The sequence below is a fragment of the Embleya sp. NBC_00896 genome (assembly GCF_045207785.1).
Taxonomy (GTDB): Bacteria; Actinomycetota; Actinomycetes; order Streptomycetales; family Streptomycetaceae; genus Embleya.
The window spans coordinates 38,493-53,192 of the sequence record NZ_CP108778.1 but is presented as its reverse complement, the minus strand read 5'-3'; the positions used below and the strand labels follow the sequence as shown (position 1 = coordinate 53,192).

Below are 14,700 nucleotides of genomic sequence, written 5' to 3'. Positions count from 1 at the left end.
CGCAGCGACCACCGCACCGCAGCCTACTGACGCCATCGCGTATTGAAGCGCCGTGAGTTGTGTGGCGTCTTGCGCCGACTCCGGTCGCGGTCGTCGATCTGGATGGCACTGGCACGCTCGGGAAATTCGTTCGACGGGTGCGGGAGTCTGGGGAGGTGATGCTGATGGGTGAGCGGGTGAAGGCCCCGAGGATGTTGCTGTTGAACGAGGTGGACTTCGAGCCCGGGTGTTCGGTGTTCGAGCTGGAGCGGCCGCTGTTCCTGCGCGCCGGGGACCGGCTGTGGGCCGAGGACGACACGATCGTGGTCGAGCGTGCGTCGGGTGACCGCGAACGTGCTGCCGGCGGCATGGCGTGTGTGTGCCGCCGCTGGCGGCTTCTTTAGCCTCCGCCTGGGAATTGCTCGGCACTGTCGACGGCGGATGCGGCAGGCTGTGGGTGAAGGGCAGGTGGCGATGACCGACTCCGGGGATGTACTGAACGGCTTGCGTGGGCTTGCCATCGAGCGGGCTTGCGGTCACCAGGTCGGATCGGACCGCCTGATCGCGGCCGGCCTGGATGCTCTGCTGAGTGGAGTGGAGTCGCCGTCTCTGCCGCTGCTCGCCGGTCTGGGGCGCAAGGAGGAACCGGATGCCCCTGATCTGTTCGCCAAGGTCCTCGAGGAGCTCGACCTTGTTCCCGATCTGCCCACCGATCGTGATCGGGCGCTCTGGGCGATGGCTCGTTGGTGGGCCGGCCTGATCGTGGACGGGAAGCTCGATCCCGTGGCGGGCGCCGATCTGATCTGGTGGCGTGTCGCGATGGAACTGGGGTATCCCGAGGAGCTTCAGGAATTCGTCAACGGGGCCGTCAACGGCGAGGACTGGAACGAGAGCTGGGACATCCCGCTGGAGCGGATCAAGGGTGAAATCGTCGAAGCCGCCCACGCTTTCATGGCGCAAGGCGCGCACGACATCGCTCACTCCACGCCAGGCTGACGACCCGCACGTGCGCCATGTCGCGCCTGCCGTCGTCCACGCCCGGTTCACCACTCGCGTATTCGACCGCTCCATGGGTTTCGAGGCGACCGCCCGCCGGGCTTCACCTTGCTCATCGAGGTCGGAGCCGCTCACGCCGATGGGGAAGCTCCGCGCCGCGCGGTGCCGTTCGGGTGGTTTCCGGCCCGACCACCCTTGCCGGACGGTTGGTCGGGAGATGGTGGGGTCGACGGCCCGGCGGAGGCCGCCGGTTTCGAAGCGTGGAGGGGGACCCGGATGGCGCCTCGAGGAAGCCGCCGCGTGGCCCTGGCAACGGCGGTGACGGTGATGACGCTCCTGCCGGGCCCGGCAGGAGCGCAACCGCCCGGGCCCGCACTGCGGTTGGCGCTGTCGGTGTGTGCGGACGAGCCGCGGGACGCGGTGGCACAGGTGTGCGCGGACCCGGCGGAGAACATGTATGGCGTCTTCCTGACGTTCGTCCACCGCCCCGTGGCCTACGGGCCGGGTTCGGATCCGGCGGGGGAGGCGTACAACAGCACCCGCATGTTCACCGCGGACGACCTCGGCCGCTCCTTCGAGATGGGCCTGCGCGCCCGCAACGACCCCGCCGGCACGCGCTATCAACCGTTCTGGGCCAACCACGGCGAGAACTACGAGTTCCACGCGATCGGCCCGGAACAGGACGTCGCGGACAATCGCTTCCACAGCTGGATGGCCGTCCCCGCCTGTGACGGCTGCGCCGCCTGGCGCATCCATTACGACTTCAACCCGGTCGGCGAGACCACCGCGCAGGGCAGCCCGTCCGCCCGCCACACCGTCACCGGCTGGGACCTGCCCGCCGAATACGCCCAGAGCTCCTTCCCGCAGACGCAGGACCGGATCCGCTACCTCAACGGCAACGGCCAGTTCCTGCGCCACCCCACCACACACCTGAGCGTCCGTACCCCTGCCGGGAACTGCGAACCCGGCGCCGACCCCGCCTACTGCTTCCGCTTCACCACGGCCATGACCACCGCGGGCGCGGACCTCGTGTCCTGGGACGTGGCCAAGGACGTCGTCACCCCCACCCCACGCGCCGCCACCCCAGACGCGAACCCCACACCGCCCGGCCCCGGATCGCCCGGCGCCCGAACGCCCGCGCCCGGCATGGCCACGCTCAACGGCGTCGACCAAAACGCCCTGCACGCCTGCGCGAGGACCGAACCCGACACCTGCCTGGACCGCGTCCCGGGCCTGCGCGCCTGCGTCGACGCCGGCCTGCCCTGCAACGCCACCCCCGAGGCCGCGAGCGGCGGGGCCACACGACCCGACCGCGCGATCGACACCGCGGACCAGGCCCTGGCCGCCGCCCGACTGCGCCCGGGCACGGACCCAGACGCCCACGCCGACGCGGCGACCCTCCCACCCGACACGGCTCAAAGCCCGGACGCTGCGGGGCAACGTCCCATGTGGGTGGTGACCTCGGTCACCGGCCGCATGCGCGCGTTCACCGGCGACCGACGCGAACACACCGGCTACCGCCTCACCTTCGACGCCCGCACCGGCGCCCTCGTCCACGCCTGCCTCGGCACCGGCTGCACCCCATGACCCACACCGCACCCACCCCACCCCGCGTCCACGACCGCGACTCCCGGAGGTCACGCGTGACATCACCACGCCCGCAGCCGCGCCGTCGTGCGCTGCGCCGAGTCCTGGTCCCGGTGGTCGCGGCCCTGCTCACGCCGGCCGCAGCCCCCGCCGACACCACCCCCTCCGCCGGCGCGGTCCCGGCCGCCGTCGGGCCGGCGGCGCGGGCGGCCCTGGCGGCGGACCTGCGCCAGGAGTGCGCGCTGCACCCCGCCGAGGCGGCGTCCCCCTCGGGCTGGGTGAAGAGCAGGTTCGAGGTGTGTGCATCGGCGGCGGGAGGTGGTGTTGGCGACGAAGGACCGGCCGCCGAAACCGCTGGGGACGATGTGGTTCGACGAGTGGCAACTCGGCTTCGCCTACGACGGCGACCGCCGCGTGGACTTCGTCTCCAGCCTGGAGAACATCCAGGCCTCGACCGTGCCCGGCCAGGACGCCCGCACGTGGCCGATCCGCGTGAACTACAGCGCCACCGTCTCCGGCGGCGGCGCCGACATCGTCCGCCCCGCCGCGCAGGACCGCACCGACCTGTGGGGCGCTTGGGACGCCCGCCCCCAGACCGTCCTGACCTATACCTCGCCCGACGGCGCTGTCACCACACCGTTCAAGAAACTCTCCGCTGCGATCCTGGTGCGTTTCGAGGTCACCGGTCCACCCGGCGCGGACCCCTACATCGACGAACGCGGCGCCGCCTTCCGGGTCCGGTTCGACTCGGCGGGGCGTATCGCGGGCAAGACCCGGGGCACCGTCTTCCCCGACCACAGGCCGACGTTCGCGATGAGCCTGGGCAACCCGGACGAGGACGAGAGCGCCCGCCACATCGACGACGCCCTGCGCCACCCGGTCAAGACGTTCCCCCCGACCGTGGGCAAGAACGTGCCCGCCGAACTGCACCGCCTGATCGACCCCGCCCTCCAGGAGCAGAACCGCGTGGCCGCCGGGAAGGTGTGCACCGAGGTGTGGGGCGACTGGGGCGGGCAGCGTCTGGACTGCGACGAGTATCCGTTCGCCTCGACCAAGGAGGGCGTGTCCCTGAGCGGGGGGAACTTTTCCGCGCGTCTGATCGACCGCGACGACAACCAACGCGTGGGCAGCCGCCCGGGCAGCACCTTCTACGGCGAACACCGCATGCTCGACGGCGACGCCTTCCTCGTCACCGTCGTCCCCTGACCGGGCCGGACCCGCACGAGGGCGTAAGGTCCTTCCGCTGGGTCGAAAGCCCCGCGAGACCGGACCACGCGACAAGGTCGTCGCCGACCCGGCCGCGAGGCGGGCTCACGTCACACGGTTCCGCACCCATTCGTCGGCCGGGATGCTGTCGAAGGTGGCGTTGGCCCAGCCGTTGGGTCTGCCGAACACCGCGCGGGTCAGGAGCACATCGCCCGTTCGCTGTGCGCGTGGAAACATCCCCCATGCCCCGTGGGTGATCTCGCCGTCGGGGGTGATCTCGACGACCTCGCCGAGGTCATCCAGGTGGGTGCCGATCTCGTCCGCGAGTTCCGAGGGCCTGCGGCCGATCAGTCGGATTCCGTCCAGCGTGACCTGGGGCCGGTCAGCGCGTCCACGACGACGCAGGTCAAACCGATCGAGTCGACGAAGTAGGCCACGACGTCCACTCGGCTCGCCGGCGCCCCGGCCGCGCGGAAACGCGTGCGCGTCTGCTCGAACGGACCGAACCTGCCGCACGCCGACGCGGCCGAGGCGAATCCCCGTCCCGACATTGCGGCGGTCGCCTTCTGCGGACTCATTCCGAAGCGGAGGGGACCGACGCGTCGAGCGGCTCGCAGTCCCATTGCGCTCGCTCGGATTCGGCGACGACGACCCATGGGTCCGGCACCACACCGCACAGCTCCTCTCGAGCATCCGACGCACCACCGGGCGACCCTATGGCCTCGTCGCGTTGCCGAGTGGACGGCCCTCCCAGCGCTGTCCACGGCGGGGAGGCCGTCCCGGCGGACTCTTCATGCGCCGTGGGTGATCTCGCCGTCGGGGGTGATCTCGATGACCTCGCCGAGGCTATCCAGGTGGGTGCGGATCTCTCGTCCGCGAGTTCCGAGGGTCTGCATCGAGGCCCATCGCGCCTTCATCGCCCGCCGCAGGGTTACCCGACTCAGCGATGAATATTGGCCTCTCACCGAGGGGGAATGGGACGCTTTCCTTGCGCACTTCGAGAAGCGCAGGGTCTCTCGGCACCTGCGCTCGTGCCTTTTCAAGCCCCTGTGTTCATGAACACGCTTGTGTTCGTTGCTCGCTCCTCCGGGCGGACCCGGCCCAGCGCAGTCGGTTGGAGGAGATCCGCGACAACCTCGTTGCCTACATTGCCGAGGCCGAGGGAACTGGTCGTCCATCCACGTTCCGGGGAGGGCGGGTGTGGCCCGGGGGCCGGGCCACACCTGGGTGTGGTGGGAGTGTCAGGCGATGGTTTGGTAGCCCTGCCAGCCGCTGCCTTCCTTGAACCATGGGCCGAGGCCGGTGGCGTCGATTCCGTTGTGGAAGCGCATGTTGCCGAGGTTGTCGGTGGACCAGAGGTCGGCTTTGCCGTCGCCGTTGGCGTCGCCGGGTGCGGTGAGGAGGGGGATGGCGGTGGTGCTCCAGCCGTTGCCCAGGAGGGTGCGGGTGCCGTGGTGGTAGGCGGGGGCGCCGTTTGTGTCGATCCAGCGGTCGAGGGGGTAGAGGTAGAACTGGCCGTCGGTGGTGTGGGTGGCGAACAGGTCGGGGATGCCGTCGCCGGTGACGTCGCCGGGGGCGAGGATCCTGTAGGGCTCCCATCCGTCCTCGCCGATGACGATGGGGTCGCCGAGCATGTCGCTGATTCCGGAGCCGGGGTAGAGGTACAGCACACCTGTTGCCGCGCGGACGATCAGGTCGGGGTTGTCGCCGGCGTTGATGAGGCCGTCGTAGTTGTCGTCTCCGGTGACGTTGCCGACGGCGAGGACCTGGGCGTCGCCGGTCCTCCAGTGGCTGTCGTTGGTGGCGGGGTCGGAGTCGTCGTCGCTCCAGGTCTTGAGGGGCTTGGCGCCGGTGCTGCACACCCAGCAGGCGTAGCCGTTGCCGAGGTTGGGGTGCATCCACAGTTCCCAGGAGCCCTCGGCGTTCTTGCGGCGGGCGAGGAGGTCCTCGGTGCCGTCGTTGTTCCAGTCGCCGCGGTGGGTGGTCTGGACGCCGGTGTAGTCGTCGGTGCTTCCGTCGCCCTGGATGCCGAGGTTCCCGTCGCCCTTGCCGTTGTAGATCCTGAGATCGCCGTCGGGGGTGACGGCGTAGATGTCGGACTTGTCATCACCGGTGACGTCACCGGCCTTGTAGTTGGCGCAGCCGCCGGTGGCGGGGTCGGTCCTGCAGTTGACGTAGAAGAGGAAGGCACGAATGTCGGACCGGTTGCCGGCTGCGTCCATGCTCTGGACGCGCAGATAGCGGGGGCCGTTGCCGGTGGGGGTGAGTTTCACGGCGGCGCTGCCGCCGGGGCCGGCGTCGACGGTCTCCTCGCCGTCGGGGCTTCCGTCGACGGTGTAGAGGTACTTGACCACGTCGGTGATGCCGCCGTTGGTGAAGGTGAAGGTTCCCTCGGTGCCCGAGGTGGGCGTGTCGGCGGGCCAGCCCGCGGAGCCGTCGGGGTATTGCGGGGAGCTCACGCCGGGCGGGTTCGAGGGCCTGGTGCGGTCGACCCGGAAGGTGCAGCGGGTGCTCCAGGCGGAGGCGGTGCGGCCGTCCTCGGCGCGTACGTCCCAGGTGTAGCGGCCGGTGGGTAGGTCCTCGCTTTCGATGGGCAGGGTGCCGTAGCTGTCGTTGGGGACGTCGACGGTGCCGGCTTCACGGATGGCCTGGCCACTGGGCCACAGGCGGAAGCGCAGTGTGACGGGGCCGCCGTCGGGGTCCCAGCCGTGGGCGCGCAGGGACACCGTGGTGTCGCCCACGACGCCGGTGCCGTCACAGCCGGCGTCGGGGTCGGTGGAGAGGCCGTAGGGGACTTCCGGGGTGGAGTTGTACTCGGTGGACATCACCGCGGTGTCGGCCTGGAACTTCTTCCAGCCGTGCGGGTCGCTTTCGTTGGTTGCCTTCATGCCGAGCGTCCAGGCGTTCCAGTGATTGGTGGCCGCGTCCTGTGCCGCGTCGGTGACGGTGAAGACGAGGTCACCGGAGGGGCAGTTCGCGCCCCAGCCCTTGGACTCCGTGGTGGAGTCGACCTTCCGGTCCCAGTGGGGTTCGTTGTTCCAGGTCGTGGCGGTACTGATGGTTCCGGTGTCCCAGACCTCGACGGAGGTCTTGGTGCAGCTGTAGGACCAGACCTGCTTGATGATGAACTGGGACTTGATGATCTCTTTGTCCCAGAGCCCGCGGGAGTCCAGTTGGAAGAAGCTGTGGGCGGTTCCGCCTGTTGAGTTCTCGTAGCCGACCCGGGCGACCTTGGTGACCTTGTCGCCGTCGCCTTCGTCGAACCCGGCGCCGTTCCAGTAGTTGGCGTTGGGGTGGGGTTTGTAGGCGGTGGTCCAGGCCTGCATTTTCCCCGGGTAGACCGGCGGGTCGATGAAGACCGGGAACGTCGTCGTCGGCGAGGTCAACAGGCCCTGGTCGGGAGTGAGTTCGAGTATGTCGCCGGTGACCTTGACGGGCATCGCCGCGGAGTTGGGGGAGGGCGCGTCGCTTGGTTCCGCGGGCGTAGCGGAGGAGAGAGGGCCCGCGGTCCTTGCGGTGGGGGCTTGTGTGGGTCGCGTGGAGTCCCACATGCGGGCCTGGGGCGCGGTGAACGCCTCCTGCCCGGTCTCGTCGATCCCGCTGAGGACGCCGCCGGGGCCGGCCTTGAGGGTGACGTTCTTGGTCTTGGTCGTGTAGGTCAGGGTCTTGAGGCGGGGGTTGGTCGCAGCGGCGGCGTTCTTGACGACCAGCAGGTGGGAGAACCCGTCGACGTCGGCGGCGACCTGCAGGTCCACCCCGGGAAGGACCTCGGGGTAGGTGGCGGTGGTCCCCGCCAGAACCGGCTTGGGCAGCGGGTCCGGCCAACTCAGCGAAATCTCACGACCGTTGCGGTCGATCGTCGCCAAGGGTGCGGAGCCACCTCCCGAGAACCTGAGGCCCGCGGCGGTGGCGACAGGGGCGACGGTCCCGTCGGCTCCCGCTCGAAGGGTGGGGTCGATAGCGACCCACTTGCCGTTCTGCTTCGTGCGCACCGGACGCAGCGACTGCTCCATCGTCAGCGTCCCCGAGGGGTTCGCGAACGTCTGCGCGGTCTCCGACCGCAGCGACCCGACCTCGACCCGCTTGCCCGAGGACTTCGCGGCCTTCAACGCGGACCCCTCGTCCGGCTTGACACCCGCTTCGGCGGTCGGCGCCGCTGTTTGGGTCTTGGCGCTTGCGGTTGCCACCGAGGGCAGGACGGTCAGCAGGCCGGCGCTCAATCCGAAGACCCCGGCGACGGCGGTCAGCCGTCTCGCTCGCCCGAAACGACTTGGTATCTGTTGATACTGCATGAAGACAACCCCTTGTCGAACCCGGAAATAGCGGGTCAGGCTAAGAGGCCGCAAATTCCACTGGCAACGCCTAAATTACTGCTGATAGTTGCTTTTGGCATCATAAGCCGTATCAATATGGGCAAAGAATTGTCGGGGATAATTATCACCAGTGATAAACGCCTCATTCGTACAACCCTATGCGTGAGTAACAACCATCCGGTAGCTTCCTGCGGTTCTCTCACAGGAGGTACCCGGAAATGTTTCCCCGACCCCACCCACTGACCGGGGGGCGGACGAGATCCGGCCCCGGTCGACGCAGACGCGGCCACCGGATCGCATCCGCCGCCGTCGGCATGATCGTCCTCACCACCCTGGTGGTCCCGATGGTGGCGGCCGCGGCGGAATGGAGCCCGGCCACCCCGGAGCAACTCAAGCCCGTTCCGGTCGCCAAGGTCCCGTCTGGATCCCCTCAAAGCGGGCGGGAAGCACTCAAGACGACCCTTCCGCAGGTGTCATGGCCCAAGGCGGGCGCGGCGGACGTCGACCTCGTCTCCGCGCGCCGCGACGGCAAACCGGTTCGCGCCGGCACCCTGCCCGTGCGCGTGGCCGCCGCGACCCAAGCGGTGCCGACGCTCGCGCCGAACGACGATCGCCTCCAAGTGGAGGTGCTCGACCGCAAGTCCACCGACAAGGCAGGCGTCGACGGCCTCCTCCTTGCGGTCAAGGCCGGCCTCGGATCCGCCGGGCCCGGAGCGGTCGACGTCGAGGTCGACTACAACACGTTCAAACACGCCTACGGCGGGAACTGGGGTTCCCGCCTGCGACTGATGCAACTGCCCGCATGCGCGCTCACCACCCCGGATCGCCCCGAATGCCGGACCCGAACACCCCTGCCCACCCGCAACGACGCGGTCAAGGGGACGGTCAGTGCCAAGCCCGTCATCTCTGTTGCCGCGGGCACCCGCTCGTTCGCGTCCCTGCCGCAGGCTCTCCTGGCGGCCGAGGCGGCGCCCGAAGGGGAGGGCGGCGACTACAAGGCCACCTCGCTCGCCCCCTCCGGATCCTGGAGCGCCGGCGGCTCGACGGGCGGCTTCTCGTGGAACTACCCGATCACCGTTCCGCCGTCCTTCGGCGGCCCCGCCCCCTCCATCGCGCTCTCGTACTCGTCGCAGAGCCTGGACGGTCTGACGGCGGCGACCAATACCCAGTCCTCCTGGCTCGGCGACGGCTGGTCCACCGGCGGAAACTTCGTCGAACGCCGCTACAACACCTGCAAGAACGACAAGGCAGGCAACCAGGGCGCCAAATCGAACGACCTGTGCTGGGTCAACGACAACGCCACGCTTTCGCTCAACGGCAAGAACACCGAACTGGTCAAGGGCGCCGACGGCCTGTGGAAAGCCGCCGCCGACGGCGCGGAGAGGATCGAACGCCTCACCGGCGCCGACAACGGCGACAACGACGGCGAGCACTGGAAGGTCACGACCACCGACGGCACTCAGTACTTCTTCGGGCTGAGCAAGCTCCCCGGAGCCGGTGCGCAGCGCACGAACTCCGCTTGGACGGTGCCGGTCTTCGGCAACAACGACGGTGAGGAGTGCCACAAAAACGCGTTCGCGGACTCATGGTGCCAGCAGGGCTGGCGGTGGAACCTGGACTACGTCGTCGACCCGCGCGGCAACGCGATGACGTACTTCTACGAGACCGAGACCAACCACTACGGCCGCAACGGCGACGTCACCACCGGCAAGGGCACCTCCACCCCCTACACGCGGGGCGGATGGACGACGCGCATCGAGTACGGCCACCGCAGCGACGCGCTCTTCAGCGCCAAGGCTCCCGCCGTCGTGTACTTCGACGTCGCGGAGCGCTGCCTTCCCACCGACACCATCACCTGTTCCGACGCGCAGTTCACCAAGGACAACGCCAAGTCCTGGCCGGACGTGCCCGTCGACCTGAACTGCAAGTCGGGTGCCGAGTGCAAGGTACTCTCCCCGAGCTTTTGGACGCGCAAGCGTCTGACCACGATCCGCACCCAGGTCCTCAGCGGCGGCACCCAACGAGACGTGGACGCCTGGGCGTTCGAGCAGCAGTTCCCCGACTCCGGCGACGGCCACTTCCCGCTGTGGCTCGCCTCCATCAACCGCACCGGCAAGGCCGGCAGCACCGACATCGTCATGCCCCCGGTGACCTTCGGCAGCGAACAACTCGAGAACCGCGTCGACGGCAAGGAACACATCGCCCCCTTCTGGCGACGCCGCGTCAACAGGATCACCACCGAGACCGGTGCCACCACCCAGGTCGCCTACTCCGCGCGGGACTGCCTGCGCAGCGAGCTACCCGACCCGGCCACCAACACCAAGCGTTGCTACCCGGTGAACTGGTCCCCCGACGGGGCCGACACGCCCATCCTCGACTGGTTCCACAAGTACCTGGTCACGCAGGTCCTCGAGGCGGACAACACAGGTGGCGGTCGGGTCATGCAAACCGACTACGAATACGTCGGCGCCCCGGCGTGGCTCAAGAGCACCGACGAGTTCACCAAGCCGACGGAACGCACGTACAACGACTACCGCGGCTACGCGGCCCTGAAGGTGCGTTCAGGCGGCGCCGGCGACAGGCGAAGTCTTGTGGAGACCCGCTACTTCCGCGGCATACCCGGGGCCAAGGTCGCCGACTCCGAAGGAAACACCTCCGACGACCTCGAGATACTCACCGGATCGGTTCGCGAGACGATCAACTACAACGGCGACGGCGGACCCGTCCTCGCGGCGAGTTCCAAGGAGTACTGGGTCTCCGATCCAACGGCGAGTCGAAGCCGCGTCGGCCTCTCGGACCTCGTCGCCGTTCGGTCCGGCGTTGCGGCCGAACTCAGTCGGACGACACTCTCCGGCGGCGGCTGGCGCCGTACGAAGGTTACGCGCACCTTCGACGACTACGGGATGGTGGCCCAGGAGGATTCCCAGGGCGACCTGGCGGTCACCGGCGACGAGCAGTGCATGCGCACCGAGTACGCTCGCAACACCGCAGCCTGGCTGGTCAGTCACGTCTCCAGGACCGAGACGGTCACCGTGGGTTGCGGTACCGCACCCGTACGACCGCGGGACGTCCTCAGCGACGGCCAGAACCTGTACGACGGCCTTCCATATGGGACGCCACCGGTCACAGGCCTGGTTACGACGGCCACGGAGATCACCGCGAGCGGCGTCGACTACCAGACCAAGGTGCGCACCGAGTACGACGCCTACGGGCGGGCACGCAAGGCCTGGAACGTCGATGAGCGCCTCACCTCCACGGAGTACGCGGGGCCGATCGGCGAACTCCCGACCTCGAGTTCGGTGACCAACCCACTCGGGCACTCCATCACGCAGACGTTCGACGTTCGGCGCGGCTTGGTAGTCAGCAACGTCGATGCGAACAACGCCCGTACCGACGTCGAGTACGACGCGCTGGGCCGCACGGTGAAGGTCTGGGAACCCGGTTGGGACAAGGCGTCCCACCAGACGAAGCCGTCCAAGGAGTACGCGTACCTCGTGCGCTCGGACGGTCCGGTGGCCGTGAGCACGAAGCACCTGATCCCCAACGGCACGTATCTCACCAACATCGACCTGTACGACTCCCTTCTCAGGAAGCGACAGACCCAGGTGCCCACGCAGGGCGGGCGGGTCGTCACCGAGAACTGGTACGACTCCCAGGGCCGTATCTGGCGCGCCTACGGCGGCTACTTCGCTTCCGGTGCTCCTGAGACCTCGCTCGTCGCGGGCGACGACACGAAGGTGCCGGCCAGTACGGAGACGCTCTTCGACGCCGCCGGTCGTCCCACGGACGTCGTCTCCAAGAGATACGGCGAGGAGACCAAGCGTACGGCCACTGTGTACGACGGCGAGCGCACCACGACCATTCCACCGGCAGGAGGCACCTCCGCCACCGTGGTCGTCGACGCCTTCGCTCGAACCCGCGAACTCGTCGAGTACACCCAACCCGGACAGCAAAGCCCACAGACGACTCGTTACGAGTACAACGCCCGCGGCGACATGCAGAAGCTCGTCGACCCGGTAGGCAACACATGGTCCTATGACTACGACGTACGCGGCAACGAGGTTCACAGCCTGGACCCAGACAAGGGCGAATCCTGGCGCGAATATGACAAAGCGGACCGCGTTGTCAAGAACAGGAGCGCCCGGGGCGGTGAATTCTCGACGGTCTACGACGGTCTCGGTCGCCAGCGGGAAGTGAAGAACGGCGACACCGTTCTCGCCGAATGGGACTACGACACCGCCCCCGGTGGCATCGGCCGACTCGCCTCCTCCACGCGCTGGGTCGCTGGCGGCGCATACCAGACCGCCATCACCGGCTACAACCCTCGCGGCCAATCCACCGGCACCACGGTGACGCTTCCGGCCACCGAAGGACCCGGTATGACCGGGCCCTTCACATGGCAGTACGCCTACAACCCGGAGACCGGACTTCCCACCGGGGTGCGGCACCCTGCTCTCGGAGGCCTTCCCGCCGAGACCGTGACCACCGGATACGACCTCTTCGGTCGCGTCCAGTCGACCGGTAGCAGCCTGCTCCCCTACGTCGGGAACACCACGTACGACCCGCTCGACCGGGTCACCCAAATGGAGAGCGGTGCCTTCGGAAAGAAGCTCGTCTCCACCCAGAAATGGGACCCGCACACGGGTGCACTGATCAGCAGTCAAACGGATCAGGAATCGGTCAAGTCCCGTCTCTCGCTCACCGAGTACGGCTACGACCCCAGCCAGAACGTCACACGAATCGCGGACACGACCGGACAGGACGCCGGGGCCGTCGTGGACACGCAGTGCTTCGTCTACGACGGTCTCCGCCGGATGACCGCGGCCTGGACGGCCACCGACGGCTGCGCGCGCGGGCCCGCCGCCGGTACGGACGGAACCGTGGGCGGCCCGGACGCCTACTGGCACTCCTACACCTTTGACGCCGTGGGGTCGCGCCTCCAGGAGACACTGCACGACGTCACCGGCGACACGACCAAGGACCTGACACGTCGGTACAGCTACCCCGGGGAGGGCCAGACCGGCCCCCGCCACGCGCTGACCAAGGTCGTCACCGAAGCGGCAGCCGGCACCACCGAGAACACCTACGAGTACGACGCATCCGGCAACACGGTGAAGCGGAGGATCGCCGGACACCCCGAACAGAGCCTGGAATGGAACGCAGAGGGCCGGCTCGGCAAGGTGCTGGACGGCGCCCAGGAATCGTCCTACATCTACGACGCGAACGGCAGTCGTCTGCTGAAACGCGATTCCACGGGCGTGACGCTCTATCTCGTGAGTGGCACGGAATTGCGGCGATCGGCCGGCGGCTCGATCGAGGGTACCCGCTACTACGCGCAGAGCGGCAAGACTGTCGCCGTCCGTACCGGAGCGAAGGTCAAGTTCCTGTCGAGCGACGCACACGGGACTGCCAACGCCGCCATCGACAACACGACCCAGGCAGTCGTCCGACGCAAGACCCTCCCCTTCGGCGGTCCCCGAGGGACCCAGCCGCCCCCCGGAACCTGGCCGGACGACAAGGGGTTCCTCGGCAAGACCGTCGATCCCACGGGACTCGTCAACATCGGGGCCCGCGAATACGACCCCGCCATCGGGCGCTTCGTGAGCGTCGACCCCGTCATGGACCTGGCCCGTCCCGAACAACTCCACGGATACGCCTACTCCAGCAACCGCCCGGCCACCGCCAGTGACCCGACGGGCCTGGCCGACCCCGACCGCACCCCTCCGGTGGGCTGCTCCAGCCCGGACGACAAGTGTGGACATCCCGCGATTAAGGATGGGCGAAATACGCCGCTCCAGGCCAGCCCGGGTTGGGTAAACGGGAGGCCCGAGACGATCTGGGACTCGACGGGAACCCCCCACAACTTGACCGACACCGGGGACGGGGAGTCCGGCAGATATGCGCACGCGTATGCGAACGCCGACCTCCGAGCGAGCGGCGACGCATACGATCCACAAACCAGGTCGGGCTACATCTACTACAACCAGGTCGATGCGGACACGCTCAAGGGCTTCGTGCGGGCACCGAACGGCGAACACGTGCTCACCGGAGCAACCGCCGACCTGATTCTCGTCAAATGGGACCAGGGGAACATCGTCAGCGTCGACTCCTACGATGCCGTTACTGCAGCCAAGGCCGACAAAAATGTCGATCTCATCGAGAAGGAAATCAATCGCAAACTCGACTACACCATGAAGATGCAGGCGAACAATGTCATCTTCGTCGCGCGGGATCGCGCCCAGGCGGAAAATGTGGCGAAGAGGTTCGCGGGAAATACGCGGGTTCGGGTACTGTCGTATGACGGTTACGATTCCCGGCCGAATGTCAGGATCCCTCTCGCACCGAGGTCGAAATCGGGAGCTCTCGGTAGAGGCATGAGGAATACTCCGAGCTTCGCCTTTGGGATGGGGCTGATCGCAGCTCTCTCCGCAGCCGCAAATATTCGTCAGTACGGATGGTGGGGCGGCGTCAAGGAAACGCTCTGGGGGATCGTTGATCCCTGGGGTGGGAGGAAGGCGGTCTACGGCGACGGCAATCCGAACTGGACGTAGATCGGAAATGATTTCCGAAGGGTGAGGTATGGCGGGTTGGGCATCAACCCGCCATACCTGTTATTCTC

General features: G+C 68.0%; 9 protein-coding genes. 5 read left to right on the top strand and 4 right to left on the bottom strand.

Features of this window, described 5'->3' with window-relative positions; all coding sequences use genetic code 11:
* Positions 1–164: 164 nt before the first annotated feature.
* From OG928_RS47510 to OG928_RS47500, 3 genes are all read left to right on the top strand, one after another.
* Complete coding sequence (locus OG928_RS47510; RefSeq protein WP_406292188.1) at positions 165–383, top strand: hypothetical protein; 219 nt, start codon at positions 165–167, stop codon at positions 381–383.
* A 70-nt stretch (positions 384–453) separates the two neighbouring features.
* The gene (locus OG928_RS47505) at positions 454–975 is read left to right on the top strand and encodes a hypothetical protein (RefSeq protein ID WP_406292304.1); all 522 of its coding nucleotides are present in this window, start codon (positions 454–456) and stop codon (positions 973–975) included.
* A 300-nt stretch (positions 976–1,275) separates the two neighbouring features.
* A complete protein-coding gene (locus OG928_RS47500) occupies positions 1,276–2,562 on the top strand; it encodes a hypothetical protein (protein ID WP_331738220.1) in 1,287 nt (428 codons plus the stop codon).
* A gap of 62 nt (positions 2,563–2,624) precedes the next feature.
* On the opposite strand, the gene OG928_RS47495 is transcribed toward OG928_RS47500, so the two are convergent.
* Positions 2,625–2,810 carry a hypothetical protein gene (locus tag OG928_RS47495; protein ID WP_406292187.1) on the bottom strand — a complete coding sequence of 62 codons (186 nt, stop codon included), beginning with the start codon at positions 2,808–2,810 and terminating at the stop codon, positions 2,625–2,627.
* A gap of 76 nt (positions 2,811–2,886) precedes the next feature.
* Here OG928_RS47495 and OG928_RS47490 point away from each other — a divergent pair, with 76 nt between their 5' ends.
* Entirely contained in the window at positions 2,887–3,768 is an 882-nt protein-coding gene (locus tag OG928_RS47490) for a NucA/NucB deoxyribonuclease domain-containing protein (RefSeq protein WP_406292186.1), read from the top strand.
* A gap of 347 nt (positions 3,769–4,115) precedes the next feature.
* Here OG928_RS47490 and OG928_RS47485 read toward each other — a convergent pair whose 3' ends face one another.
* From OG928_RS47485 to OG928_RS47475, 3 genes are all read right to left on the bottom strand, one after another.
* Positions 4,116–4,346 carry a hypothetical protein gene (locus tag OG928_RS47485; protein WP_406292185.1) on the bottom strand — a complete coding sequence of 77 codons (231 nt, stop codon included), beginning with the start codon at positions 4,344–4,346 and terminating at the stop codon, positions 4,116–4,118.
* A 213-nt stretch (positions 4,347–4,559) separates the two neighbouring features.
* Positions 4,560–4,685: a hypothetical protein gene (locus tag OG928_RS47480; protein ID WP_406292183.1), complete on the bottom strand. Its 126-nt coding sequence runs from the start codon at positions 4,683–4,685 to the stop codon at positions 4,560–4,562.
* A 324-nt stretch (positions 4,686–5,009) separates the two neighbouring features.
* Positions 5,010–8,060, bottom strand: coding sequence for an FG-GAP repeat domain-containing protein (locus OG928_RS47475; RefSeq protein WP_406292181.1), 3,051 nt, complete (start codon positions 8,058–8,060; stop codon positions 5,010–5,012).
* Positions 8,061–8,395: 335 nt separating this feature from the next.
* Between OG928_RS47475 and OG928_RS47470 the strand changes: the two genes are divergently transcribed.
* The gene (locus OG928_RS47470) at positions 8,396–14,632 is read left to right on the top strand and encodes an RHS repeat-associated core domain-containing protein (protein WP_331738208.1); all 6,237 of its coding nucleotides are present in this window, start codon (positions 8,396–8,398) and stop codon (positions 14,630–14,632) included.
* Positions 14,633–14,700 lie beyond the last annotated feature (68 nt).

Excerpts from the sequence above, each read along its gene's own strand:
- OG928_RS47485 (WP_406292185.1), bottom strand. The coding sequence starts at position 4,346 with ATGAGTCCGCAGAAGGCGACCGCCGCAATGTCGGGACGGGGATTCGCC.
- OG928_RS47475 (WP_406292181.1), bottom strand. The coding sequence starts at position 8,060 with ATGCAGTATCAACAGATACCAAGTCGTTTCGGGCGAGCGAGACGGCTG.
- OG928_RS47470 (WP_331738208.1), top strand. The coding sequence starts at position 8,396 with ATGATCGTCCTCACCACCCTGGTGGTCCCGATGGTGGCGGCCGCGGCG.
- OG928_RS47505 (WP_406292304.1), top strand. The coding sequence starts at position 454 with ATGACCGACTCCGGGGATGTACTGAACGGCTTGCGTGGGCTTGCCATC.
- OG928_RS47480 (WP_406292183.1), bottom strand. The coding sequence starts at position 4,685 with ATGAAGGCGCGATGGGCCTCGATGCAGACCCTCGGAACTCGCGGACGA.
- OG928_RS47510 (WP_406292188.1), top strand. The coding sequence starts at position 165 with ATGGGTGAGCGGGTGAAGGCCCCGAGGATGTTGCTGTTGAACGAGGTG.